Genomic DNA, 21,757 nt, shown 5'->3' with positions numbered 1-21,757 from the left:
TCAGACCGCGTCCGCGTCGAGGGCGCGCGTCACGAGCGCGTGCTCCGGGTGCGCATTGACGACGCAGGCATCGCCCTCGCAGGCCGCCGCATCCGAGGCTCCCACCATCTCAAGCGGGCTCGGGGTCGTGGGCTGAGTCATGCTGCGGTCTCCTTCTCGGCGCTGAGCTGGCGAAGCACGTCGGCAAACACGGTGGTGTCTTGTGCCCCCGACACACCGTAGCGCTCTTCGAAGACGAAGAAGGGCACCCCCGAAATTCCGTAGGCGGCGGCCTGGGCCACGTCCGCCTTCACCGCGGGCAGATAGCGCTCGCTCTCGAGCGCCTCGACGACCTCGTCGCGGTCGAATCCGAGGCGGGCCGCGACGTCGGCCAGGTCGGGGATGCGACCCACGTGTCCGCCGTCGACGAAGTACGCCTTCAGCAGCGCCTCCTTCATCTCCGCCTGGCGGCCGCGCTCCTTCGCGAAGTGCAGCAGTTCGTGCGCCTTGACCGTGTTGGTCTGGTGCACGTGATCGAAGTCGTAGGCGAGCCCGACGCTCGCGGCGATGTCGGTGACGCGCTGGATCATCTGCTCGACCTGCGGCATCGGCAGTCCCTTGCGCTCGGCGAGGTACTGCGCGGTCGTGCCCTCGTAGTCGACCGGGGTGTCGGGCGACAGCTCGAACGAGTGGTACTCGATCTCGACCTCACCGTCGAACTCGGCCACGGCCGCCTCGAACTTCCGCTTGCCGATGTAGCACCAGGGGCACTGCACGTCCGACCAGATGTCCACCTTGATCACGTCACTCACCTCACCCTCAACGCCCCCGCCCCGCGCATATTCCCACCGAGCGCTACCGAAACTCACGAGCGCACCCGGTTCTCCGGTGGCGGTCGCGTGTTTGGGTAGCGCTCGGCGGAGGGGGGCGGGGGGTTAGGCGCCGAGGAGGTGGCCGGCGAGGTAGCGCTCGAGGCCGTCGAGCGGGATGCGCTCTTGGCTCATCGTGTCGCGCTCGCGCACGGTCACCGCGTTGTCGTCGAGGGTGTCGAAGTCGACGGTGACGCAGAACGGCGTGCCGATCTCGTCCTGGCGACGGTAGCGGCGCCCGATCGCACCCGCGTCGTCGAACTCGATCATCCAGTGCTGGCGCAGGCGGGCGGCGAGCTCCTTCGCCACCGGCGAGAGCTTCTCGTTGCGCGACAGCGGCAGCACCGCGACCTTGACCGGCGCGAGACGACGGTCGAGACGCAGCACGGTGCGCTTGTCGACGCCGCCCTTGGTGTTGGGGGCCTCGTCCTCGCTGTAGGCGTCCACCAGGAACGCCATCAGCGCGCGCGTCAGGCCGAACGCCGGCTCGATCACGTACGGGATCCAGCGCTCGTTCTTGGTCTGGTCGAAGTACGACAGGTCGACGCCGGAGTGCTCGGAGTGCGTCTTCAGGTCGAAGTCGGTGCGGTTGGCGACACCCATCAGCTCGCCCCACTCGGATCCGGCGAAGCGGAAGCGGTACTCGACGTCGACGGTGCGCTTCGAGTAGTGGCTGAGCTTCTCCTTCGGGTGCTCGTAGAACCGCAGGTTCTCCTCGTGGATGCCGAGGTCGCGGTACCACTTCATGCACGCGTCGATCCAGTACTGGTGCCACTCCTCGTCGGTGCCGGGCTCGACGAAGAACTCCATCTCCATCTGCTCGAACTCGCGCGTGCGGAAGATGAAGTTTCCGGGGGTGATCTCGTTGCGGAAGCTCTTGCCGACCTGGGCGATGCCGAACGGCGGCTTCATGCGGGCGCTCGACATCACGTTCGCGAAGTTGACGAAGATGCCCTGCGCGGTTTCGGGCCGCAGGTAGTGCATGCCGGCCTCGTCATCCACCGGGCCGAGGAAGGTCTTCAGCAGTCCGCTGAAAGCACGCGGCTCGGTCCACTGGCCGCGGGTGCCGCAGTTGGCGCAGGCGATGTCGGCGAGGCCGTTCTCGGGCGCGCGGCCCTTCTTCTCCTCGAACTCCTCGAGCAGGTGGTCTTCGCGGTAGCGCTTGTGGCAGCTCTGGCACTCGACGAGCGGATCACTGAAGACCTCGACGTGACCGGAGGCCTCCCAGACCTTCTTCGGCAGGATCACCGAGGAGTCGATGCCGACGATGTCGTCGCGCGTCTGCACCATGAACTTCCACCACTCGCGCTTGATGTTCTCCTTCAGCGCGGTGCCGAGCGGGCCGTAGTCCCAGGCGGAACGGGAGCCGCCGTAGATCTCACCCGCCTGGTAGACGAAGCCTCGGCGCTTGGCGAGGGAGATGATCGAATCGAGCGGGTTGGGCGTTGCCACGAAGAAACTCCAGAGGTCAGCCGCGCTGGCTGCGCGGTCGATGGTGCGCGGGATGCGTCAACGGCGAACGCCGGACGCTTCCCGTCAGCCTACCGGCGCTCACGCCCCCCAGAGCGCCTGAGTGACGGCCCGAACGTCGGACTCGTCATTCCAGAGGTGGAACGACGCCCGCAGACGTCCCGCCCGACCGGAGACCCGGATGCCCGCCGCGATGAGCGTGCGCAGGTCTTGCCCGCTGGTGTCGGGCCAGGTGACGATCGGCTGGTGCTGCGGCGGGATGCCGAGCGCCTCGCAGAGCGCATCGCCCAGCCCGCTGGTGCGCTCCCACACCTCCGTCATGTCGAGCCCGGCGAACAGCTCGATCGCGTGCTCGGCGCCGACCCACGCCTGCCAGGCGGGCGAGACGTCGAAGCGCCGGGCGTTCGTCGCGAGATGCATCTCGGGCCCGTAGGTGCTCTTCCAGACGTCGTCGCCGGCGTACCAGCCCGCCTGCAGCGGCCGCAGCGCCCGCGCGCCGCGCTCGCTGACGGTCAAGAAGCCGACGCCGCGCGGCGAGCACAGCCACTTGTAGGTGTGGCACGAGGTGATGTCGAACAGCGAGGCGTCGACCGGGTACACGCCCGCGGCCTGGGTGACGTCGCAATAGGTGAGCGCACCGACCCGCGCGGCCGCCTCCGTGATCGCGCCGACGTCGGCCACCTGCCCGGTCGCCGACTGCACGAGCGAGAACGCCACCAGGTGGGTGTCATCGCGGATCTCGTCGGCGAGAGCGTCGAGGGCGACGACGCGCACGCGGATGCCGCCCTCCCCCTGGCGCTGCAGGAACGGGAAGTGCACCGACGAGAAGTCGTGGTCGGCGATCAGCACCTCGGCCCCCGGCGGCACCGCCTCGGCGACGAGCGAGGTCATGACCGAGACGGCCCCGCCGATGGCCACCTGGTCGACGGGCACCCGCACCAGCCGCGCATAGGAGGCGCGCGTCCGCTCGATGACCGGGTCATAGCCCTGCGGGTCGCGGTCGGCCGCCGCCCACGCCTCGAGGTCGGCCATCATGGCGTCGACGGAGCGCTGCGGCGGGAGTCCGATGGAGGCCACCGCGAGGTACCCCCGCGGGTCTCCGAACTGATCGATCGCCGCGGCGAGTGCCTCAGATGTCATGCTCCGAGCATTGCGCCCGTCTCGCGCCACGGCAAGAGCCACGCCGCACGGTCTGGCCGTCTCAGAACAGCGACGGCTGCAGCACCGCGGCGGCTCGCGGCGACAACTCGGTCGCGAGCAGACGCGAACCGCGGATCGTGGCCTCCGGATGCGCCGACGACGCGGGCACTCCGGTTCCGGGCGCGAGCCGGGTGCGCTCGAATCCGTACTGGCGCATGAACGGTCGGATGCGCTCGGCGAGCCAGCGCCGGTACTCCTTCGGCGCGTAGGTGCCGCCCGCGTAGAGCGCGCGGGTGCGCTCCAGGTGCTCCGGATGCGCCCGCTCGATCCACGCCAGGTACCACTCCTTCACGCCGGGTTTCAGGTGCAGCGCCGAGTGGGCGACGCTGGTGGCGCCCGCCTCGGCGAGCATCCGGAACGCGCGGTCGAGGTGCTCCCGCGTGTCGGTGAGGAACGGCAGCACCGGCATCAGCAGCACCGCGCAGTCGAAGCCCGCCTCGCGCACCGCCCGCACGGTCTGCAGCCGCGCGGCGGCGGTCGGGGTGCCCGGTTCGACGGAGTGCTGCAGGTCGGGGTCGAAGATCGCGATCGACATCGCCAGATCGACGGGCACGTGCTCGCGCGCCTCGGCCAAGAGCGGCAGGTCGCGCCGCAGCAGCGTGCCTTTGGTGAGGATGCTGAGCGGGGTGCCGGAGGCCGCCAGCGCCGCGATGATGCCCGGAATCAGCCGGTAGCGACCCTCGGCGCGCTGATACGGGTCGGTGTTGGTACCGAGCGCGACCGGGTGGTGCTGCCAGCTGGGCCGGGCGAGCTCGCGCTCGAGCACCTCCGCGACGTTCGTCTTGACGATGATCTGGCTGTCGAAGTCGCGGCCCGCGTCGAGGTCGAGATACTCGTGGGTGGGCCTCGCGAAGCAGTAGGTGCAGGCGTGCTGGCAGCCCCGGTAGGGGTTGATCGTCCACCCGAAGGGCAGCGCTCCCCCGCCGCCGGGCACCTTGTTGAGGGCGGACTTCGCGAGCACCTCGTGGAACGTGACACCCGCGAACTCGGGCGTCTGCACGCTGCGCACCAGGTTGTTGAGCCGCGCGAGGCCGGGCAGCGCCTCGACGTTCTCTGCGCTCAACTGCTGCCCGCTCCACCGCATGCCTCATTCGAACATATGTTCTAGTGATCGTCAACCAGGCGCCCCGCCTGCATCCGGATGCGACGCCCGCCCCACCGCGAGCGCAGCCAGCGATCGTGACTGGCCACGACCACCGCACCGGGATATCTGCCGAGTGCCTCCTCCAGTTCGGTGGCGAGTCCGACCGAGAGGTGGTTGCTCGGCTCGTCGAGCAGGAGCACGTGCGGCGGCTGGGCGATCACCAGCGCGAGGGCGACGCGGCGCTGCTGGCCGATCGACAGCGCGCCGACCGGACGATCGAGGTCAGCGGCGGCAAGCAGGCCGAGGTCGGCGAGCGGTCGCCGGTCGGCGCGCGCCTCGCCGAGCTGACGCGCGTACAGCTGGCGCGCGGTGACATCGGGGTCGCGCCAGCGCACATCCTGTTCGAGCACGGCGACGCGCAGCCCCCGACGGCGCCGGAGCCGCCCGGCATCGAGCGGAATCGTCCCGGCGAGCACACCCAGGAGCGTCGACTTGCCGGCCCCGTTCTCACCGGTCAGCAGGACGGCGTCCCGCGGCGCCAACGAGAACGAGTCGATGTCGAGTCGGCGATCGACCAGCGCCCGGTCGAGCGCGAGCACCGGCTCATCCCCGGGCAGCGGATGCGCGCCACCGGGGATCCCGGCGAAGCTCAGCGGAGGAGGCGGCGGCGCGACGCGCGTCTCGGTCAGCTCCTGGAGCCGTCCACGCGCATCCCGCACCCGCCGGGCCACGGTGCGCTCCACGTTCGCCCCCTTGAAGTGGTGCACGAAGCGGTCGTTGTCGCGGGGGCCGCGCCCCGGTGCGACGCGTCGCCCGGTCTCGGCGACCACGAGCTCGAGCCGGGCCGCCTCCTCCGTCTCGCGGGCATGCTGCTCCTCCCAGCGTCGACGCTCGCCGGCCTTGGCGCTCAGGTAGTCGGTGAAGCCACCCCCGAAGCGCGTCGCGCCGTGACGCGCCGGGTCAATGTCGAGCAGGTCGGTCGCGACCTCGTCGAGGAACACCCGGTCGTGGCTGGTGAACACGACCACGCCGTGCCAGCCGCGCAGGGTCTGCGCCAGAAACTCGGCCGCCGCGTCGTCGAGGTGGTTGGTGGGTTCGTCCAGCAGCAGGGCCTCGGGGCGCGCCAGCAGCAGCCCGGCCAGGGCGACGCGGGCGCGCTGGCCGCCCGAGACGGTGCCGATCGCGCGGTCGAGGCCGAGAGCGTCGACGCCGAGCCCGGTGAGGAGTGCGTCGCGCCGGGCGTCGAGCGTCCAGAGTTCGGCCCGCTCGGCGGCGTCGAGAGCGCACGCGAAGCGTTCGGAGCTCGAGGCTGATCCGTCGAGCCCCGCCGCGGCGGACTCCACCTCCTGCTCCAGGGCGCGCAGCGGCGCGACGGCCGCCTCGACGATCGATCCGAGCGAGTTCTCGGCCGGCAGGTCGACCTCCTGCGCAAGCAGCGCGGTGCGAGGCGGGCGTTCCACGAACCCCGCATCGGGGGTGTCGAGTCCGGCGAGCAGGCGCAGCAGCGTGGACTTCCCGGCGCCGTTGTCGCCGATCAGGCCGAGCCGGGTGCCGGGCGCGGCCACCAGGCTGAGATCGGTCAGGACGCGGCGATCACCGAAGGTGCGGGAGAGCCCGACGGCGCGCAGCGCCGCCGCAGAGCGGGGAGACATGGGGTTCCTGTTCGTGAGATCGGAAAGCCCCGCCGGGCACAGCCACGGACGCGGGACGGATCACGATTCACAGGAACACGTCGACGAGAATACCAAAGATCGCTCAGGATGCCGAGAGTCCGCCGACCGCCGCCACCGACTCGGCCACCCGGGCGGCCACGCTCTCGGCGTCGGCGGGCGTGAACTCCGCCCCGAACGTGAACCGCACCGCCGTCTGCGCCACCTCGGGCGCGATGCCGATCGCGGTGAGCACGTGCGAGGGCTCGTCGCTGCCCGCCGCACACGCCGAGCCGCTGGAGCACACGACCCCGCGGCGCTCGAGCTCCAGCAGCACCGCCTCGCCGCTCGTGCCCGGAAAGCAGAAGGAGGCGTGGCCCGGCAGCCGCGGCTCGCGCGGCCCGGTCAGCAGCGCGCCCGGCACCGCGGCGAGCACGCCGTCGATCAGCGCATCGCGGGCGGCGGCGGTGTCGTCGGCCGCGACGCGCGCCGCGGCCGCCAGGTCGAGCGCCGTCGCCAGGCCCACCGCTCCCGCGACGTTCTCGGTGCCCGAGCGGCGCCCGCGCTCCTGCCCGCCGCCGTGGATGAGCGGCTCCAGCGCGATACCGCGGCGCACCGCCAACGCCCCGACGCCCTTCGGCGCGCCGAGCTTGTGGCCGGCGATGCTGACGGCGTCGACGCCCAGGCTCGCCAGACCGACGTCGAACCAGCCGGCGGATTGCACCGCATCCGTGTGGAACGGGATGCGGGCCTCGCGCGCCACGGCGGCGAGTTCGGCGATCGGCTGGACGCATCCGATCTCGTTGTTGCCGTGGTGGATGCTGACGAGCGTCGTGTCGTCACGCAGAGCCGCCGTGAGCGCCGCCGGGGTGACGAGCCCCTCCGGCGTGAGGTCGACGAAGGTCACCTCGAAGCCGTGCAGGCGGCGCAGGTACTCGGCGCTCTCGAGCACCGCCTCGTGCTCGATCGCCGTCGTGACCAGGTGACGGCCACGCGGATTCGCCAGGGCGATGCCCTTCAGCGCGAGATTGTCCGCCTCGGTGCCGCCGGAGGTCAGAATCACCTCGCCGGGCCGGCAGCCCAGATGCCCTGCGATGCGGCCGCGGGCCTCCGACAGCGCCCGCGCGGCGCGGTCGCCGATCTCGTGGCGACTCGACGGATTCCCGAACTCGCCCTCGTACTCCCCCGCCAGGAAAGGCCACATCGCCTCGAGCACCTCGCGGCGCACGGGACGGGTCGCCGCCTGGTCGAGGTAGCTCATGAGGGCAGCTGCACCTCGACGTCGAGACCGAGGTCGAGGGCGCGAACGCTGTGGGTCAGCGCGCCCACCGAGATGACGTCGACGCCGGTGGCGGCGATGTCGGCGACCGTGTCGAGCGTCACGCCGCCGCTGGCCTCCACGACCGCGCGGCCGGCGACCATCGCCACTCCCTGGCGGAGCTCGTCGACGGTGAAGTTGTCGAGCATGATCGTGTCGACCCCCGCCGCCACGACCTCCTCGATCTGGTCGATCCGGTCGACCTCCACCTCCAGGTGGACGGTGTGGCCGAGCTTCGCGCGCGCGGCGCGGATCGCGTCGCCGGTGCCGATGCCCTGCGCCGCCAGCACGGCGAGGTGGTTGTCTTTGGCCATCACGGCGTCGGACAGCGAGAAGCGGTGATTGTGCCCGCCGCCGTCGCGCACCGCCTGTCGTTCGAGCGCACGCAGGCCCGGCGTCGTCTTGCGGGTGTCGACGATCCGGACGCTCGTGCCCGCGACCGCGTCGACGTAGCGCCGCGTCGCGGTGGCGATGCCTGACATGCGCTGCGAGAGGTTGAGCGCGATGCGCTCGGCGCGCAGAATCGCGCGCGCCGGTCCCGTCACGCGGGCCAGGGTCGTTCCCGGCTCGACGTCGTCGCCGTCACTCGCGAGCAGGTCGATGCCGATCGAGGCATCCACGAGCTGGAACACGCGCTCGAACACCGTCAGGCCGCTGAGCACGCCCGGTTCGCGCGAGGAGAGCGTGGCGGTGGCCCGCGCATCCGCGGGAACGAACACCTCGCTGGTGACATCGCCCCAGGGGGCGTCCTCGGCCAGTGCGCGACGGATCAGGTCGTCGAGGTACTCGGGGGTCATCGCGCCGCTCATCCGAGCACCTCCGCTACGACGCGCTCGGCGGCGCGAGCCGACTCATGCACCCACAGGAATGAACGCGCGAAGGCTTCCTCGGTCTCGGGGAAGTCGCGGCGGGAGTGCGCGCCCCGCGACTCCTCGCGGCGCAGTGCCGCCGCCACCATGAGGCGGCCGAGTTCGAGCAGGTTGCGGTCTTCGTGGTCGTCGATGGTGTCGCCGACGACCCGCATCTCGCCGAGTCGCGCGGCCGCGGCGCGCAGCCCCTCGGCGTCGCGCTCCAGCCCCACCTGCTCCCACATCAGCTGACGAAATGCAGGACGCGCGAAGACCTCGCCGCCGGTTTGCTGCGGGGCGAGGTCGGCATCCGCCCGTTTTTCCTGCATTTCGTCGACACGGGCGGCAGGTGTGCTCGCCACGGCGGCCGGGTCGAGACCGGCGGGGTCCAGTTCGGCGGGATCCAGGGCGAGCGGATGCGGCGGAAGATCCAGGGCGTCCGCGGCCCGCCAGGCGAAGACGAGCGACTCCAGCAGCGAGTTCGAGGCGAGCCGGTTGGCACCGTGGACGCCGGTGCAGCTGGTCTCGCCGACCGCGTACAGCCCGGCGAGGCTCGAGCGTCCGGAGGTGTCGGTGCGCACCCCGCCCATCCAGTAGTGCGCCGCCGGGGTGACGGGGATCGGCTGGCTCCCCCAGTCGAAGCCGTGCTCGGTGACCACGCGCGTGATCCCGGGGAAGCGCTCGGCGAGGAACTCGCCGCCGAGGGCCGTCGCGTCGAGGAGCACCGGTCGGCCGCCCTGCGCCGCCATGGCGGCGGCGATGCCGCGGGCCACGACGTCGCGCGGGGCGAGCTCGCCGTCGGGGTGCACGTCGAACATGAAGCGGTGCCCGTTCTCGTCGACGAGGATCGCGCCCTCGCCGCGCACCGCCTCCGAGACGAGCGGATTGCCGGGCACGGCGAGCGAGGTCGGGTGGAACTGGAAGAACTCCAGATCCTGCACCGCGGCCCCGGCGCGGTAGGCGATGGCCACCCCGTCGCCGGTGGTCACCTCGGGGTTGGTGGTGTGGCGGTAGAGCTGGCCCGCACCGCCACTGGCGAGTACCACGGCGTCGGCAGCGATGGTCATCTCGCGCCCGTCGGGATCGATCGCCTCGACACCGACGACGCGGCGGGCGCCGGTCTCATCGGTGTCGACGATCAGGTCGCGCAAGAAGGTGTGCTCGTGCACCTCCACCGCGAGTCGCTTGACGGCGCGCAGCAGCGCCACCTCGATCGCGAGCCCGGTGGCGTCGCCGCCGGCGTGCAGCACGCGGCGGTGCGAGTGCGCCGCCTCGTGGCCGCGCGCGAGCTCGGCACCCGGCTCCTCGCTCGCGCGGTCGAACTCGACGCCGAGCGCGATCAGGTCGCGCACCCGCTGCGGCCCCTCGCCGCAGAGCACCTCGACGGCGTTCCGGTCGCACAGGCCCGCCCCCGCGACGAGCGTGTCTTCCACGTGGGAGTCGATGCTGTCGTCCGGGAACATCGCCGCGGCGATGCCGCCCTGCGCGTACTTCGTGTTGCTCTCGGCCAGCTCGGCCTTCGTCACGAGCACCACGTCGTGGTTCGCGCTCGCGCGGTAGGCGGTGATGAGGCCGGCGATCCCGGTCCCGACGACGACGACGCGCATCCTCAGTCCTTCGTGGTGGGGGCCGCGTCCTTGGGCAGCGCGGCCAGCATGCGCTCGAGGGCGATGCGGGCATCGGCCGCCACCTCCTCGGGAACGCGGATCTGGTTCAGCACCTCGCCGCGCACGAGCGCTTCGAGCACCCAGGCCAGGTAGCCGGGGTGGATGCGGTACATCGTCGAGCACGGGCACACCACCGGGTCGAGGCAGAAGATCTCGTGCTGCGGGAACTCGGCCGCCAGGCGGTTGACCATGTTGATCTCGGTGCCGACGGCGAAGGTGGTCGGCTCGGTGGCGGCCGCGATCGCCTTGCGGATGAAGTCGGTCGACCCGGCCGAATCGGCGGCGTCGACGACCGGCATCGGGCATTCGGGGTGCACGATCACCTGCACGCCCGGGTGCTCGGCGCGCGCCTGGTCGATCTGCGCGACGCTGAAGCGCTTGTGCACGCTGCAGAAGCCGTGCCAGAGCACCACGCGCGCATCGAGCAGCTCGTCGACGGTGTTGCCGCCCTGGGGCTTCCGCGGATTCCACATCGGCATGCACTCCAAAGGCACGCCCATCTTCTTGGCGGTGTTGCGCCCCAGGTGCTGGTCGGGGAAGAACAGCACGCGCTGCCCGCGCTCGAACGCCCACTCGAGCACCGTCTCGGCGTTCGAGCTGGTGCAGACGATGCCGCCGTGACGGCCGCAGAACGCCTTGAGCGCGGCGGAGGAGTTCATGTAGGTGACCGGGATGATCGGGGCCTTGCCGTCGGCATCCGGCTCGGTGCCGTAGATCGCCTCGAGCTCGGCCCAGGCCTCCTCGACAGAGTCCTCGTCGGCCATGTCGGCCATCGAGCAGCCGGCGGCGAGGTTCGGCAGGATGACCGCCTGGTCGTCACGGGCGAGGATGTCGGCGGTCTCGGCCATGAAGTGCACCCCGCAGAAGATGATCGCCTCGGCGTTCGGCACCGTCTGGGCGGCGTTGGCCAGCTGGAAGCTGTCGCCGAGGAAGTCGGCGTGCTCCACCACCTCGTCGCGCTGGTAGAAGTGTCCGAGCACGACGACGCGGTCGCCGAGGGTCTGCTTGGCGGCGCGGATGCGCGCATCCAGCTCCTCAGGAGTGGCGTCCTGGTACTCCCGCGGGATCGCGCCCTGGCGGGGCGAGCCCGTGGGGATCACGTCGCCCATCGACGAGCCGGGTCCGTACTGGAGCTCGCGATCGAAGTCCCACGGGCTCTTCGCGAGCGCCGGGCTGCACGCCTCCTGCGGCTGCCCCTCGGCGTTGCGACCCGTGGTGCGAATCAGCTGAATGGTGGTGTCAACGGAGGCCATGATCGGCGTCCTCTCCTGCGGGGGTGGTGGTCGGGGCGGCCGCGCGGGCGAGGCCGTGGTGCTCGGTCAGGGGTCCGTGGTCGACGAGAGCGGCCGCGGAGTCGTAGCGGTAGAGACGTGGCGGACGGTGGCGCCCGCCGACGACGCGCTGGTCGGTGGCCACGAGGGCGCCGGAGGACTCCATCTGGCGCCGGAAGTTGGCGGGGTCGAGTTCTCGATCGAGCACCGCCTCGTGCACCTGGCGCAGTTCGCTGAGCGTGAAGGTCTCACCGAGCAGCGCGTGCGCGATCTGGCTGTACTCGAGCTTGTTGCGCAGCCGCCAAAGCGCGTACTCGACGATCAGGTTGTGGTCGAAGGCGAGCTCGGGCAGCTCGTCGGCGGCGAACCAGCGCACGTTGTCGGCTTCGCGGTCGGCGTCGGTCTGCTCGGGGGCGACGAGCGCCCAGTAGACGACGCTGACGACGCGGCCGCTGGGCGAGCGGTCGGGGTCGCCGAAGCAGTAGAGCTGCTCGAGGTAGCCGGGGCGCACGCCGGTCGTCTCGACGAGGTTGCGCGCGGCGGTCTGCTCGAACCCTTCGGACGGGTCCGCCCAGCCGCCGGGCAGCGCCCAGCGCTCGGCGAACGGCTCGCGCGTGCGGCGCACGAGCGGCAGGCTGACGACGCTGCGGCCAGAGATCGGATGCGGGCGGAGCGCGAAGATCACGGTCGAGACCGCGAGCGAGATCTGTCGATCGGCATCCATCGCGACTCCTTCCGTGCCGTTCCCGGGCGACTCGGTGTAAGAGTCATTTCAACCCGAACAGATTCTAGCACTTCGGGTCACGCTGACCTGAACCCGCAGAGACGGGACCCGGGCCGCCGCTCGGCCCGCCGGGCTCAGCGGGGCGTCGGGGCGTCGACGGCGCCGCCGAACCGGCGGTCGCGGCCCACATACATTCCGATCGCGCGCCACAGGTCCTCGCGCGAGAAATCGGGCCACAGCGTGTCCAAGAACACCATCTCGGCGTACGCCGCCTGCCAGAGCTGGAAGTTGCTGGTGCGCTGCTCCCCCGAGCTGCGCACGAACAGGTCGACGTCCGGCAGATCCGGCACGTAGAGGTGCTTTTGGATCGTCTTCTCGCTGATGCGGGCCGGGTTCAGCCGCCCCGCCGCCGCCTCGGCCGCGATCTGGCGCACCGCATCCGCGATCTCGGTGCGTCCGCCGTAGTTGACGCACATCGTCAGGGTCAGGGTCGAATTGCCGGCGGTGAGCCGCTCGGCGAACTGCAGCTCGTCGATCACACTGCGCCACAGCTTCGGACGCCGCCCGGCCCAGCGCACCCGCACACCCCACTCGTTGAGCTGATCGCGCCGCCGGTGCAGCACCTCGCGGTTGAAGCCCATCAGGAAGCGCACCTCGTCGGGGCTGCGCTTCCAGTTCTCGGTCGAGAAGGCGTAGACGCTGAGGTGCTTCACCCCGGCCTGGATGGCGCCGGCGACCACGTCGAGCAGCGCCACCTCGCCCGCCTGGTGCCCCTGCGTGCGGGTCAGCCCGCGCTGGTTGGCCCAGCGCCCGTTGCCGTCCATCACGATCGCCACGTGCGCGGGCACCGACCCCGCGGGGAAGGCGGGCGGATAGAGCCCGGTCCAGTCCAGGGGCCGGAACGGCTCCGCATCGGGATGCGTGGTCGACGTCACCGTGTCAGCCTAGCCAGCCTCGTGCTCGGCCTCGCTCAGCGGTGCAGCAGGATGACGCCGCGGTAGCCGCGCCCCCAGCGCACGACCCCGTCCAGGGCGTCCGTCGTCATCGGCAGCTCGTGGGTCACCACCCAGCTCTCCCCGATCTCGGTTTCGACCCAGGGGTCGTCGATCAGCAGCACGCCGTCGCGCACCGCGGAGGCGACCACCCAGTGCGGGGTCGGGTCGTCGATGAGCGGCTCCAGGTCGATCAGCAGCAGCGCCACGGCGCCCCCCGCCACCGCCTCAGCGACCTCGGTCATGCCGAGCCTCTCGTGATGCCAGGTGACGTGGCGCTCGTCGAGCTCGATCGCGGCGAGGCGCTGCAGATCGGCGCGGAACGACAGCTCCTCGGGCTCGTCGAGCTGCTCGAGCAGCACGGGCTCGTCGGTGTCGAGGTAGACCTCGACCCGGTGCGCGTCGCCGCGCAGCCGGTCAACCGTCACGGCGAGGGCCAGCGGATCGCAGGCGGGAACGTTCGTGGCGGCCCGCCAGGTGCGCAGCTCGGTCAGCCGGTTCGCGTCCGCGTCATCGCCGAGCAGGCGCTCCCCCACCGCCTCGAGCGCCAGCAGCGCCGAGACGCCGCCGCAGGTGAAGTCGGTGGTCTGGCGGTAGTAGACGACCTCCTCGCGCGGCCAGTCGACCAGATCGCGCACCCAGCCGTGGATGCCGGGCTCGGTCCCGTCGCCCGAGCGGTGCGGGGTGCGCAGCGGCCGGAACCCATGCGCTGAGGGGTCGACGTCCTGCCCCGGTCGCACCTCCCACTTGAGCAGCGGATGCCCGGCCTCGGTCTCGCGCGCGACGAGCGCCTCGATCACGAACGCCAGGTCATCGGGCGCGCCGAACGCACCGGTGATGACCGAGCCGACCGTCTGCGGTCGACGGCGCAGCAGCGCACCGGCGAGCGGCGCCTTGGCCTCCCCGAGCAGCGCGCGGTGCACGATCGCACTGCCGGTGGGGCGAGCCCAGACCTCGGCCACGGCATCCGGCAGCACGAGCCCCGTCGACTGCTCACGCGCGGGAATCGCGGGGGCGAGCTCGGCGATGGTCGGCACGCGGGGCTCCGATGTCGTCTCGGTCATGCGCGGGTCGGCTCCTTCCGTTCGGCCGTGATCTCGCTGGCGGCGAGCAGGGAGGCGGTGTACGCATGCTCGGGCGCATCGAACACGCGGGAGACCGTCCCCGACTCCACCATCTCACCTCGGCGCAGCACGAGCACCCGGTCGCACACCTGGCGCACGACGGCGAGGTCGTGCGTGATGACAAGCACGGGAGTGCCGAGTTCGTCGCGGAGGCGCAGCAGCAGCGCCAGGATCTGCGCCTGCACGGACACGTCGAGCGCCGACACCGACTCGTCGCAGATCAGCAGCCGCGGCCGCGGCGCGAGAGCCCGCGCGATCGCGACGCGCTGGCGCTCGCCACCGGAGAGGTCGCGCGGCCGCCGGGCGGCGTAGCGCGCGGGGAGCCCGACGCTCTCGAGCAGCTCACCGACGTCGCCGGGCGGGCGACCGCCGACGGCGAGGGCCTCGCGCAGCGCATCGCCGACAGTGAGTCGCGGGTTGAGCGCCGAGTACGGGTCCTGGAAGACGATCTGCACGTCCCGCGGGTCGCGGTCCGCGAGGCGTCGCGACAGCGCGCGGCCGTCGAGGCTCACCTCGCCGTCCGACGGCGCGTGCAGGCCGGCCACGCAGCGCGCGAGCGTCGTCTTGCCCGACCCAGACTCGCCGACGACGCCGACGATCTCGCCCTGACCGACCTCGAGGTCGACGCCGTGAAGAATCTCGGTCGGTCCGTGCTGGGCTCGCAGCCCGCGCACCGCCAGCAGCGCCTCGGCGGGTGCCGCCGTCGCCTGGACGGCACGTCCGCGCTCCTCGAAGGTGAGCGGCGTCCGGCTGTGGTGGCACGCGACGACACCGCCGCGGGGCACCGCCTCGAGCGCCGGGGCCTCGGTGTGGCAGAGCTCGGTCGCCATCAGGCAGCGTGGCGCGAACGCGCAGCCGTCGGGTCGCTGCCCGGGCGCGGGAACCGAACCCGGGATGCCTTCCAGCTTCTCCAGCCGGTGATCCAGCGGCGGGTCGGCGGCGAGCAGTCGCGCCGTGTACGGATGCACCGGCGCGTCGAGCACCACACCGGCGGGGCCGCGCTCGGCGACCGTTCCGGCGTAGAGCACGACGATCTCGTCGGCGCAGCCGCGCACGACGCCGAGGTCGTGCGAGATGAGGATCAGCCCGAGCCCGCGACGCTGCTGCAGCTCGGCGAGCACCGCGAGCACTTCGCCCTGGGTGGAGGCGTCGAGCGCCGTCGTCGGCTCGTCGGCGATCAGCACATCCGGGTCTCCGGCGATCGCGGCGGCGATGGCGACGCGCTGTCGCATGCCGCCGGACAGCTCGTGCGGGTAGCGACGCGCGATGGCGGGGTCGAGACCGACCTCGCGCAGTCGATCCTCGACAAGCGTGCGAATCGCGGCCCCGGTCATCCGCTTTCCACGTCGACGCGCGAGCGCCCGCACGGTGTCGGCGATCTGCGTGCCGCAGCGATGCACCGGGCTGAGCGAGGTGAAGGGGTCCTGGAGCAGCAGCGAGATCGCCGAGCCGCGCAGTCCCGCCCACGGGACGGTGCCCGCCAGGTCGAACTCACGGTCGCCCCAGAGCACGGTTCCCGACGCCTCGAGGGCGGGATCGAGCAGGCCGGTGAGGGCGCGCGCCGTCAGCGATTTGCCCGACCCGGACTCACCGACCACGGCGAGGGTGTGACCCGCCCGCACCTGCAGGTCGACCGGTTCGACGATCGTGCCGCGCGGGCCTCGCACGCTGAGCCCCCGCGCGTCGAGCAGAATCGGGTGCTCGCTCACTCGGCGCCTCCCTTGCGTTCGGCCCGGGCCGCGATGGCATCGCCGAGCAGGTTGGCCGCGCACGCGACGACGACGATCGCGATAGCCGGGGCGATCGTGGCGGCGGGGTTGATCGGGAGCAGTCCGCGCCCGTCATCGAGCTGCCGCCCCCAGTCGGCGGCGCCGGGCGAGACACCGACACCGAGGAACGACAGCGACGAGAGCGCGACAATCGCGATCGCGAAGTTGACGAGGGCGTTGGTGACGATGATCGGCGACACGTTGGGCAGGATGTGGCGGAACATGATGCGGAACGGGCCGAGGCGCAGCATGCGAGCCGACTCGATGTACGGCCTCGCCGACTGCTCGATCACCGCCGAGCGGACGAGCCGGATGTCGGAGGGGGCGAACAGCACGACGAGCATGGCGACGGTTACCCAGTAGCCGCTGCCGAACACACCGGCGACGACGATGGCGACCACCACGACGGGAAGCGCCAGCAGCAGATCCGTGACCCGACCGATCGTGAAGTCGAGCCACCCCTGCGCGTAGCCGGTGATCGTCCCCAAGACGACACCGAGCAGCATCGAGCCGAGCGCGATCACCACCGGTCCCGCGAGCGCCGAGCCGGACCCCGCGATCAGCAGCTGGAGGACGTCGCGCCCGAGCTCGTCGGTGCCGAGCGGATGACCGGGAGTCCCCGGCGGGGTGGCCCCGAGCAGGATGTCCTGCACGAGCGCGTCGGGCGCCAGCAGCGTTCCGAACGCGGCGAGCACGAGCGCGACCGCGAGGATGCCGCCGGTCACGATGAGGCCGAACAGGCCGCCGCGGCCCGCGCGCAGCGTGGGGCGCAGCGCGATGGCCGTGGTCTTGGGCGCGGTCATGCGACGCTCCTTCGGCTGCGAACGCGCGGATCGAGAACCGCGTAGGTGAAGTCGACCGCCACCGTGAGCAGGGCGATGACGGCCGCGACAAGCAGCACCAGCGCCTGCACGAGCGCGATGTCCTTGAACAGCACGGCGTCCTGCAGCATGAGTCCCAGTCCGGGCAGCGCGAACGCGGCCTCGACGAGGATGGTGCCGCCGATGACATAGGTGAAGACCAGTCCGGCCGCCGTGACGATCGGAATCGCCGAGTTCCGCAGCGCCAGCAGCAGCACGCGGCCCTCGCCCAGCCCGCGCGAGCGCGCGAACGTGATGTAGTCGCTCGCGAGCGACTCGATCATCGCGGCCCGCGTCAGCCGCATCAGGATGGCGCCGAGGCCGGCCGCGAGGGCGGTGGAGGGAAGCACGAGGTAGTACAGCTGCGAGAGCAGGTCCCCGCCCCCGCCGCCGTACACCGGGAAGATCGGCAGGTAGTACGCGAAGACGTAGAGCAGCAGCAGGGAGACGACGAAGGCGGGCGCGCTGAGTCCCAGCACCGAGAAGCCGGTGACCGCGCGATCGACGGGCTTCTGATGGAACCGCGCCGCGACGACGCCGAGCGGGATCGCGGTCACGGCGGCGATCAGCATGGCGAGCACCGACAGCGTGGCGGTGAGCGGGATGCGCTGCGCGATCGCGTCGGCGACCGGCAGCTGGTAGCGGATCGAGGTGCCGAAGTCGCCGCCCAGGGCGTTGCCGAGCCACGTCGCGTACTGCACCCAGAACGGATCGTCGAGGCGGTACTGCTCGCGGATGGCCGCGATCGTCTCCTCATTCGCGGGCCGCAGACCCAGGAGGTTGCGCACCAGATCCCCGGGGATGAGATGCATCATGCCGAAGATCAGCACGGACAGCACGAAGACGATCGCGACAACTCCGAGGAGTCGCAGGGTGAGCATCCCCCAGAAGGAGGATGCCCACCCGGCGAGGAGCGCGCGCCGAGGCGCACCGCTCATGTCATTCGCCTCGCGTCAGCAGCGCGGGCCACGGGTTGGTGTAGACGAACGGGGTGTCCGTGTCGATCGTCCACCCGTCGAGGAACGCGGTCGCCGACTGGCCCCACCAGAGCGGGAAGCTCGCCAGGTCGGTCTGCGCCAGCTCTTCGGCGCCGAGGATGAGGTCGGCGCGCACCGTCGGGTCGCTCTCGACGAACGCCTCCGCCAGCAGCGACTCGACCGCCGAGTTCGAGTAGCGGGACGGGTTCTCCGGTCCGTACAGGTAGCTGATCACTTCGCCGGGGTCGCCCGTCGTCGAGAAGTACCACATGTAGCCGAGCCCGTGCTCGCCGTCGCCAATCGTGGCCAGCCACTCCTCGATCGTGACCTCGCGCACGTCGATCGTGACGCCGATCTCGGCAAGGTTCGCCGAGAGCGCGAGCGCCGCGCGGCCGAGCTCAGGACCGGTCGCCGGGTAGGTCAGCTCGGCGGTGAAGCCGTCCGGCACCGACGACTTCGCCAGTGCCGCCGCGGCCGCGTCGAGGTCGAAATCGCGCTGCGGCAGGGCCGCGAGCCGGGCGTCCGCCTGGTCACCGTAGGCGGCGATCAGCGATTCCGGCGTCGGAATGGCCAGGGCCACCTCGCCGTGCCCGTCAAGCACGCTCTCGACGACGGCCGAGCGGTCCATCGCGTGGGCGACCGCCTCGCGGACGTTGACATCGTCGAACGGCGCGACCTCGAGGTCGAAGAGCAGACCGACGTAGGAGAGGTCGTTGAGGAACTGGACCTCGGCGCCGTCGATGGCCGCCCACTGGTCGGCCTGCTGGAACGGCACGTTGAAGGCGACATCGATGTTGCCGGTCTGCGCCGCCAGCAGCCGGGTGTTCTCATCCGGGATGAAGTCGACGCGCACGTTCTCGATCTCGGGAACGCCACCCCACCAGGTGTCGACGCGTTCGAACGACACGTGCGAGTCGGGAACGAACTCGGTCACCCGGTACGGGGTGGTGCCGAGCAGCAGCCCCTCGCCGGTGCCGACCGTGCCCTCGTTGGCCTCCCAGTACGCCTTCGAGGTCACGTACAGCGCACCGGTGGTGCTCATCAGGGTGGCGAAGGTCGCATCCGGCGACGACAGCGTGATGGTCAGCTCACGCTCGGCCGTCTCCTCCATCGAGGCGATGCCGCCGAGGTAGTACGAGAAGCCGGGCGAGAGCTCCGGGTCCTGCGCCATCTCGATCGAGAAGATCACGTCGTCGACGGTGACGGCCGTGCCGTCCTGGAAGGTCGCGTCCTCGCGGAGCGTGTAGCGATAGGTCAGGTCATCGACCTGCTCCCAGCTCTCGGCAAGGGCCGGCTGGATCTCACCCTCGGCATCGAGGGTGACAAGACCCTCCTGCGCGATCGAGGCGATGTAGTAGTTGAGGATCCCGTTCTCCTGACCGACGTACAGGTTGGAGAGCGACCCGGGCAGGGCCACGGTGATCGAGGTGTTGTCGTCGGGCGTCGAGGTCGACACGCACGCCGACAGCGCGAGAGTCGCGGCGAGCGCCGCTGCGGCGACGCCGATGCGTCGTGAGGTGAGTTTCATGGCCGGGGTCCTCCATCAGTCATCTGTGACCACTACTCCTCGAGTCGGGAGTTGGGTTCACTCTAGGGGTTCGCGAAGGCCCCCCGAACGCTCACCTCGACGGCGCGTCTCAGACCCCGGAGCGGTCGACGTGCGGCAGCGAGCGCAGCGCCCGTTCGAGGTGGAACTGCGTGTACGCCGCGACCACCCCGGTCGCCTGCGCGAGCGCCCGCTCGTCGGCGGACTCCGCGACCGGCCAGTCGCCCGCCAGCAGCGCCCCGAGCACCTCCAGCGTCGCCGCGTCCAGCCGCACCGCTCCGGGCGGAGCGACCTCGTCGGCGACCACGCCGCCGAGCTGCGCGACGAAGGCCGAGTGCGGGCCGGGCGCCCCGGTGACGGCGCAGTCGACGAAGCTCGGAGCCCAGCCGGCGATCGACAGTGCACGGAGCAGGTAGGCGTCGAGGGTCATGCCGGCGGCGTGCTCTCGACGCGCCAGTGACCGCAGCGCCCCCACCAGGAGCAGGTAGTGCTGCGTTCCGGCTTCGTGATCCGTCAGCCGGTCGGCCGTCTCCAGCATCGCCATGGCGACGGTGTAGCGGCCATAGTCGTCGGCGATGTCCGCGCCATACGAGCCGATCGTGTCCGCCTGCTGCACGATGTCGAGGCTGCGACCGACGTAGAACTGGGCGTCGACGACCATGCCCGGTTCGAGTCTGGCACCGAAGCGGGAGGCCGTGCGGCGCACGCCCTTCGCGACGGCGCGCACCTTGCCGTGCTGGCGGCTCAGGAGCGTGACGATGCGGTCGGCCTCGCCCAGCTTGTGGGTGCGAAGCACGACGCCCTCATCACGGTAGGTCGGCACTCCCCTAGTCTCCCCCGCGAGCCGGGTGCGTGGCACACTGGAGTAAGCGCGGCGATTCGCGAAGGGGCGATCATGTCGACGACTCTGGTGACGGGCGGAACAGGCGGGCTCGGACGCCCGACCGTGGAGGCGCTGCGCTCGCGCGGCCACGAGGTTGAGATCCTGAGCCGCCATCCCGGCGCGATGCGCGTGGCGGGCGACCTCGACCGGAACGCGGGCCTGGAGGCGGCCGTCGCCAGCGCCGCCACGATCGTCCACCTCGCGACCAACCGGCGTCGCGACTGCCACGGCACCGAGAACCTGCTGCGCGCCGCGGCGCACGCCGGAGTCGAGCACATCGTGTACATCTCGATCGTCGGCGTCGAGGAGATCCCGTACTTCTACTACCGCGACAAGGTGCGGTGCGAGGCGGTGATCGAGAGCAGCGGGATCCCGTTCACGATTCTGCGCGCCACCCAGTTCCATTCCTTCCCGGTCGAGCTCATCGAGATGCAGGGCCGCTTCGCCACCACGCGTGTGCTCGACATTCCGCTGCAGACGATCGCGGTCGAGGAGGTCGCCGACCGCCTGGCGGAGCTGGCCGGCGGGCCCCCTGCCGGGCGCGTCGAGGAAGTCGGCGGGCCGGAGATCCTGTCGTTTCCCGAGATCGCCGAGATCTGGCACCGGGCGCACGGGGCAGCGAAGCGGGTGCGCGCGCTGCGGCTCGGCGGGCGCACGGTCCGCGCCTTCCGGGCCGGGCATCAGCTGGCGGGCCTGCCCGGCTTCGGACGAGAAACCTTCGAGGAGTTCGCGGCGCGCTCGGCGCGTGCTAGCAATGGACCGTGACCTCCTCCTTCGAGATCCCCATCTGGATCGGCGTGCTGGCTGTCGCGATCGGGAGCATGCAGGGGGCCGCCTTCGCCGCGCAGTTCCGTGATCGGCGACTCGACCTGCTGGGCGTCGCCATCATCGGACTCGCGACCGGCTTCGGCGGAAGCGTGCTCCGCGACGTCCTGCTGGTCGAGGTGCCCGCCACGCTCCTGAGCAACTGGTATCTGCCGGTGGCGACCGCCGCCGCGCTGCTCGGGATGCTGCTGGAGCGGCTGGTCAACCGGATCGCCCCCTTCATCACCGTCCTCGACGCCTTGACGATCGGCCTGTTCGGCGCGCTCGGCACGACGAAGGCGCTCTCGCTCGGGCTTCCCGCGGTGCCCGCGATCTTCGTCGGCGTGCTCGCCGCGGTCGGCGGGTCCATCCTCCGCGACCTGCTGCTCGGGCTCCCGATCGCCCTCATGCACGTCGGCTCGCTCTACGCGGTCGCGACGATCGTCGGCACCACCAGCTTGGTCGTGCTGGTGGCGCTCGGCGTGCCCGTCTTCATCGGCGCCGTCGTCTGCGTCGCCCTCACCTTCGTCGTGCGGATCCTCGCCGTGCTGTTCCACTGGAGCCTGCCCGAGCAGCGGCCGATCACCCGCAACCTGTGGCCGCGGCGGCTGGGCCGCGACGCCCCCGACGCCGAGATCTGACGCCCCGCCCTGTCGTTCCGCCCTGAGATCCCGCTCCGCTCCCGATCCCGCTCCGCTCCGCTCCGCTCCCGCCACCTCCGCC

At 71.4% G+C, this 21,757-nt stretch carries 20 protein-coding genes; 2 read left to right on the top strand and 18 right to left on the bottom strand.

Going from position 1 to position 21,757, the window contains the following annotated elements; genetic code table 11:
- The 18 genes from ACR3ZA_RS00925 to recO all read right to left on the bottom strand — a co-directional run bounded on the left by ACR3ZA_RS00925 (position 1) and on the right by recO (position 20,170).
- Entirely contained in the window at positions 1–141 is a 141-nt protein-coding gene (locus ACR3ZA_RS00925) for a hypothetical protein (RefSeq protein WP_473659243.1), read from the bottom strand.
- The gene (locus ACR3ZA_RS00920) at positions 138–791 is read right to left on the bottom strand and encodes a DsbA family protein (protein WP_473659242.1); all 654 of its coding nucleotides are present in this window, start codon (positions 789–791) and stop codon (positions 138–140) included. The genes ACR3ZA_RS00925 and ACR3ZA_RS00920 overlap by 4 nt, the downstream gene beginning before the upstream one ends.
- A 123-nt stretch (positions 792–914) precedes the next feature.
- Entirely contained in the window at positions 915–2,300 is a 1,386-nt protein-coding gene (locus ACR3ZA_RS00915; protein ID WP_473659240.1) for a glycine--tRNA ligase, read from the bottom strand.
- A 99-nt stretch (positions 2,301–2,399) separates the two neighbouring features.
- The gene (locus ACR3ZA_RS00910) at positions 2,400–3,458 is read right to left on the bottom strand and encodes an aminotransferase class V-fold PLP-dependent enzyme (protein ID WP_473659238.1); all 1,059 of its coding nucleotides are present in this window, start codon (positions 3,456–3,458) and stop codon (positions 2,400–2,402) included.
- Positions 3,459–3,519: 61 nt separating this feature from the next.
- On the bottom strand, positions 3,520–4,602 hold the full coding sequence (locus ACR3ZA_RS00905) for an Rv2578c family radical SAM protein (RefSeq protein WP_473659236.1): 1,083 nt from the start codon (positions 4,600–4,602) through the stop codon (positions 3,520–3,522).
- A gap of 20 nt (positions 4,603–4,622) precedes the next feature.
- Positions 4,623–6,254 carry an ATP-binding cassette domain-containing protein gene (locus tag ACR3ZA_RS00900; RefSeq protein ID WP_473659234.1) on the bottom strand — a complete coding sequence of 544 codons (1,632 nt, stop codon included), beginning with the start codon at positions 6,252–6,254 and terminating at the stop codon, positions 4,623–4,625.
- 103 nt (positions 6,255–6,357) lie between these two features.
- A complete protein-coding gene (locus tag ACR3ZA_RS00895) occupies positions 6,358–7,512 on the bottom strand; it encodes an aminotransferase class V-fold PLP-dependent enzyme (RefSeq protein WP_473659232.1) in 1,155 nt (384 codons plus the stop codon).
- Positions 7,509–8,378 carry a carboxylating nicotinate-nucleotide diphosphorylase gene (gene nadC / locus ACR3ZA_RS00890; RefSeq protein WP_473659230.1) on the bottom strand — a complete coding sequence of 290 codons (870 nt, stop codon included), beginning with the start codon at positions 8,376–8,378 and terminating at the stop codon, positions 7,509–7,511. The genes ACR3ZA_RS00895 and nadC overlap by 4 nt, the downstream gene beginning before the upstream one ends.
- A complete protein-coding gene (gene nadB / locus ACR3ZA_RS00885; RefSeq protein ID WP_473659228.1) occupies positions 8,375–10,024 on the bottom strand; it encodes an L-aspartate oxidase in 1,650 nt (549 codons plus the stop codon). The genes nadC and nadB overlap by 4 nt, the downstream gene beginning before the upstream one ends.
- Positions 10,025–10,026: 2 nt before the next feature.
- The gene (gene nadA, locus ACR3ZA_RS00880) at positions 10,027–11,337 is read right to left on the bottom strand and encodes a quinolinate synthase NadA (protein ID WP_473659226.1); all 1,311 of its coding nucleotides are present in this window, start codon (positions 11,335–11,337) and stop codon (positions 10,027–10,029) included.
- Positions 11,324–12,079, bottom strand: a complete 756-nt coding sequence (locus ACR3ZA_RS00875) for an NrtR DNA-binding winged helix domain-containing protein (RefSeq protein WP_473659224.1) — start codon at positions 12,077–12,079, stop codon at positions 11,324–11,326. Before ACR3ZA_RS00875 ends, nadA begins: the two co-directional genes overlap by 14 nt.
- Before the next feature lie 134 nt (positions 12,080–12,213).
- The gene (locus ACR3ZA_RS00870; protein WP_473659223.1) at positions 12,214–13,014 is read right to left on the bottom strand and encodes an isoprenyl transferase; all 801 of its coding nucleotides are present in this window, start codon (positions 13,012–13,014) and stop codon (positions 12,214–12,216) included.
- A 35-nt stretch (positions 13,015–13,049) separates the two neighbouring features.
- Positions 13,050–14,135 (bottom strand): peptidase C39 family protein, encoded by a 1,086-nt coding sequence (locus tag ACR3ZA_RS00865; protein ID WP_473659222.1) that lies wholly within the window; start codon positions 14,133–14,135, stop codon positions 13,050–13,052.
- Entirely contained in the window at positions 14,132–15,904 is a 1,773-nt protein-coding gene (locus tag ACR3ZA_RS00860) for a dipeptide ABC transporter ATP-binding protein (RefSeq protein WP_473659220.1), read from the bottom strand. Before ACR3ZA_RS00860 ends, ACR3ZA_RS00865 begins: the two co-directional genes overlap by 4 nt.
- A complete protein-coding gene (locus tag ACR3ZA_RS00855) occupies positions 15,901–16,767 on the bottom strand; it encodes an ABC transporter permease subunit (RefSeq protein WP_473659218.1) in 867 nt (288 codons plus the stop codon). The genes ACR3ZA_RS00860 and ACR3ZA_RS00855 overlap by 4 nt, the downstream gene beginning before the upstream one ends.
- Positions 16,764–17,762 carry an ABC transporter permease subunit gene (locus ACR3ZA_RS00850; RefSeq protein ID WP_473659216.1) on the bottom strand — a complete coding sequence of 333 codons (999 nt, stop codon included), beginning with the start codon at positions 17,760–17,762 and terminating at the stop codon, positions 16,764–16,766. Before ACR3ZA_RS00850 ends, ACR3ZA_RS00855 begins: the two co-directional genes overlap by 4 nt.
- A 1-nt stretch (position 17,763) precedes the next feature.
- Positions 17,764–19,329 carry an ABC transporter substrate-binding protein gene (locus tag ACR3ZA_RS00845; RefSeq protein ID WP_473659214.1) on the bottom strand — a complete coding sequence of 522 codons (1,566 nt, stop codon included), beginning with the start codon at positions 19,327–19,329 and terminating at the stop codon, positions 17,764–17,766.
- Positions 19,330–19,438: 109 nt separating this feature from the next.
- Complete coding sequence (recO, locus tag ACR3ZA_RS00840) at positions 19,439–20,170, bottom strand: DNA repair protein RecO (protein WP_473659212.1); 732 nt, start codon at positions 20,168–20,170, stop codon at positions 19,439–19,441.
- A 72-nt stretch (positions 20,171–20,242) separates the two neighbouring features.
- Between recO and ACR3ZA_RS00835 the strand changes: the two genes are divergently transcribed.
- Together ACR3ZA_RS00835 and ACR3ZA_RS00830 are read left to right on the top strand one after the other, a co-directional pair.
- Positions 20,243–20,995, top strand: coding sequence for an NAD(P)H-binding protein (locus ACR3ZA_RS00835; RefSeq protein WP_473659210.1), 753 nt, complete (start codon positions 20,243–20,245; stop codon positions 20,993–20,995).
- The gene (locus tag ACR3ZA_RS00830; RefSeq protein WP_473659208.1) at positions 20,992–21,675 is read left to right on the top strand and encodes a TRIC cation channel family protein; all 684 of its coding nucleotides are present in this window, start codon (positions 20,992–20,994) and stop codon (positions 21,673–21,675) included. Before ACR3ZA_RS00835 ends, ACR3ZA_RS00830 begins: the two co-directional genes overlap by 4 nt.
- Positions 21,676–21,757: the final 82 nt, after the last annotated feature.

The sequence above is a fragment of the Herbiconiux sp. J20-20 genome (assembly GCF_057365085.1).
Note: the sequence above shows the minus strand (reverse complement) of the source record. Positions and strands in the feature narration are given on the sequence as shown.

Coding starts and splice junctions, on each gene's coding strand:
- ACR3ZA_RS00845 (WP_473659214.1), bottom strand. CDS start 19,329: ATGAAACTCACCTCACGACGCATCGGCGTCGCCGCAGCGGCGCTCGCC.
- nadA (WP_473659226.1), bottom strand. CDS start 11,337: ATGGCCTCCGTTGACACCACCATTCAGCTGATTCGCACCACGGGTCGC.
- ACR3ZA_RS00865 (WP_473659222.1), bottom strand. CDS start 14,135: ATGACCGAGACGACATCGGAGCCCCGCGTGCCGACCATCGCCGAGCTC.
- ACR3ZA_RS00895 (WP_473659232.1), bottom strand. CDS start 7,512: ATGAGCTACCTCGACCAGGCGGCGACCCGTCCCGTGCGCCGCGAGGTG.
- ACR3ZA_RS00900 (WP_473659234.1), bottom strand. CDS start 6,254: ATGTCTCCCCGCTCTGCGGCGGCGCTGCGCGCCGTCGGGCTCTCCCGC.
- ACR3ZA_RS00910 (WP_473659238.1), bottom strand. CDS start 3,458: ATGACATCTGAGGCACTCGCCGCGGCGATCGATCAGTTCGGAGACCCG.
- ACR3ZA_RS00905 (WP_473659236.1), bottom strand. CDS start 4,602: ATGCGGTGGAGCGGGCAGCAGTTGAGCGCAGAGAACGTCGAGGCGCTG.
- ACR3ZA_RS00850 (WP_473659216.1), bottom strand. CDS start 17,762: ATGAGCGGTGCGCCTCGGCGCGCGCTCCTCGCCGGGTGGGCATCCTCC.
- nadB (WP_473659228.1), bottom strand. CDS start 10,024: ATGCGCGTCGTCGTCGTCGGGACCGGGATCGCCGGCCTCATCACCGCC.
- ACR3ZA_RS00855 (WP_473659218.1), bottom strand. CDS start 16,767: ATGACCGCGCCCAAGACCACGGCCATCGCGCTGCGCCCCACGCTGCGC.
- nadC (WP_473659230.1), bottom strand. CDS start 8,378: ATGAGCGGCGCGATGACCCCCGAGTACCTCGACGACCTGATCCGTCGC.
- ACR3ZA_RS00875 (WP_473659224.1), bottom strand. CDS start 12,079: ATGGATGCCGATCGACAGATCTCGCTCGCGGTCTCGACCGTGATCTTC.
- ACR3ZA_RS00835 (WP_473659210.1), top strand. CDS start 20,243: ATGTCGACGACTCTGGTGACGGGCGGAACAGGCGGGCTCGGACGCCCG.
- ACR3ZA_RS00925 (WP_473659243.1), bottom strand. CDS start 141: ATGACTCAGCCCACGACCCCGAGCCCGCTTGAGATGGTGGGAGCCTCG.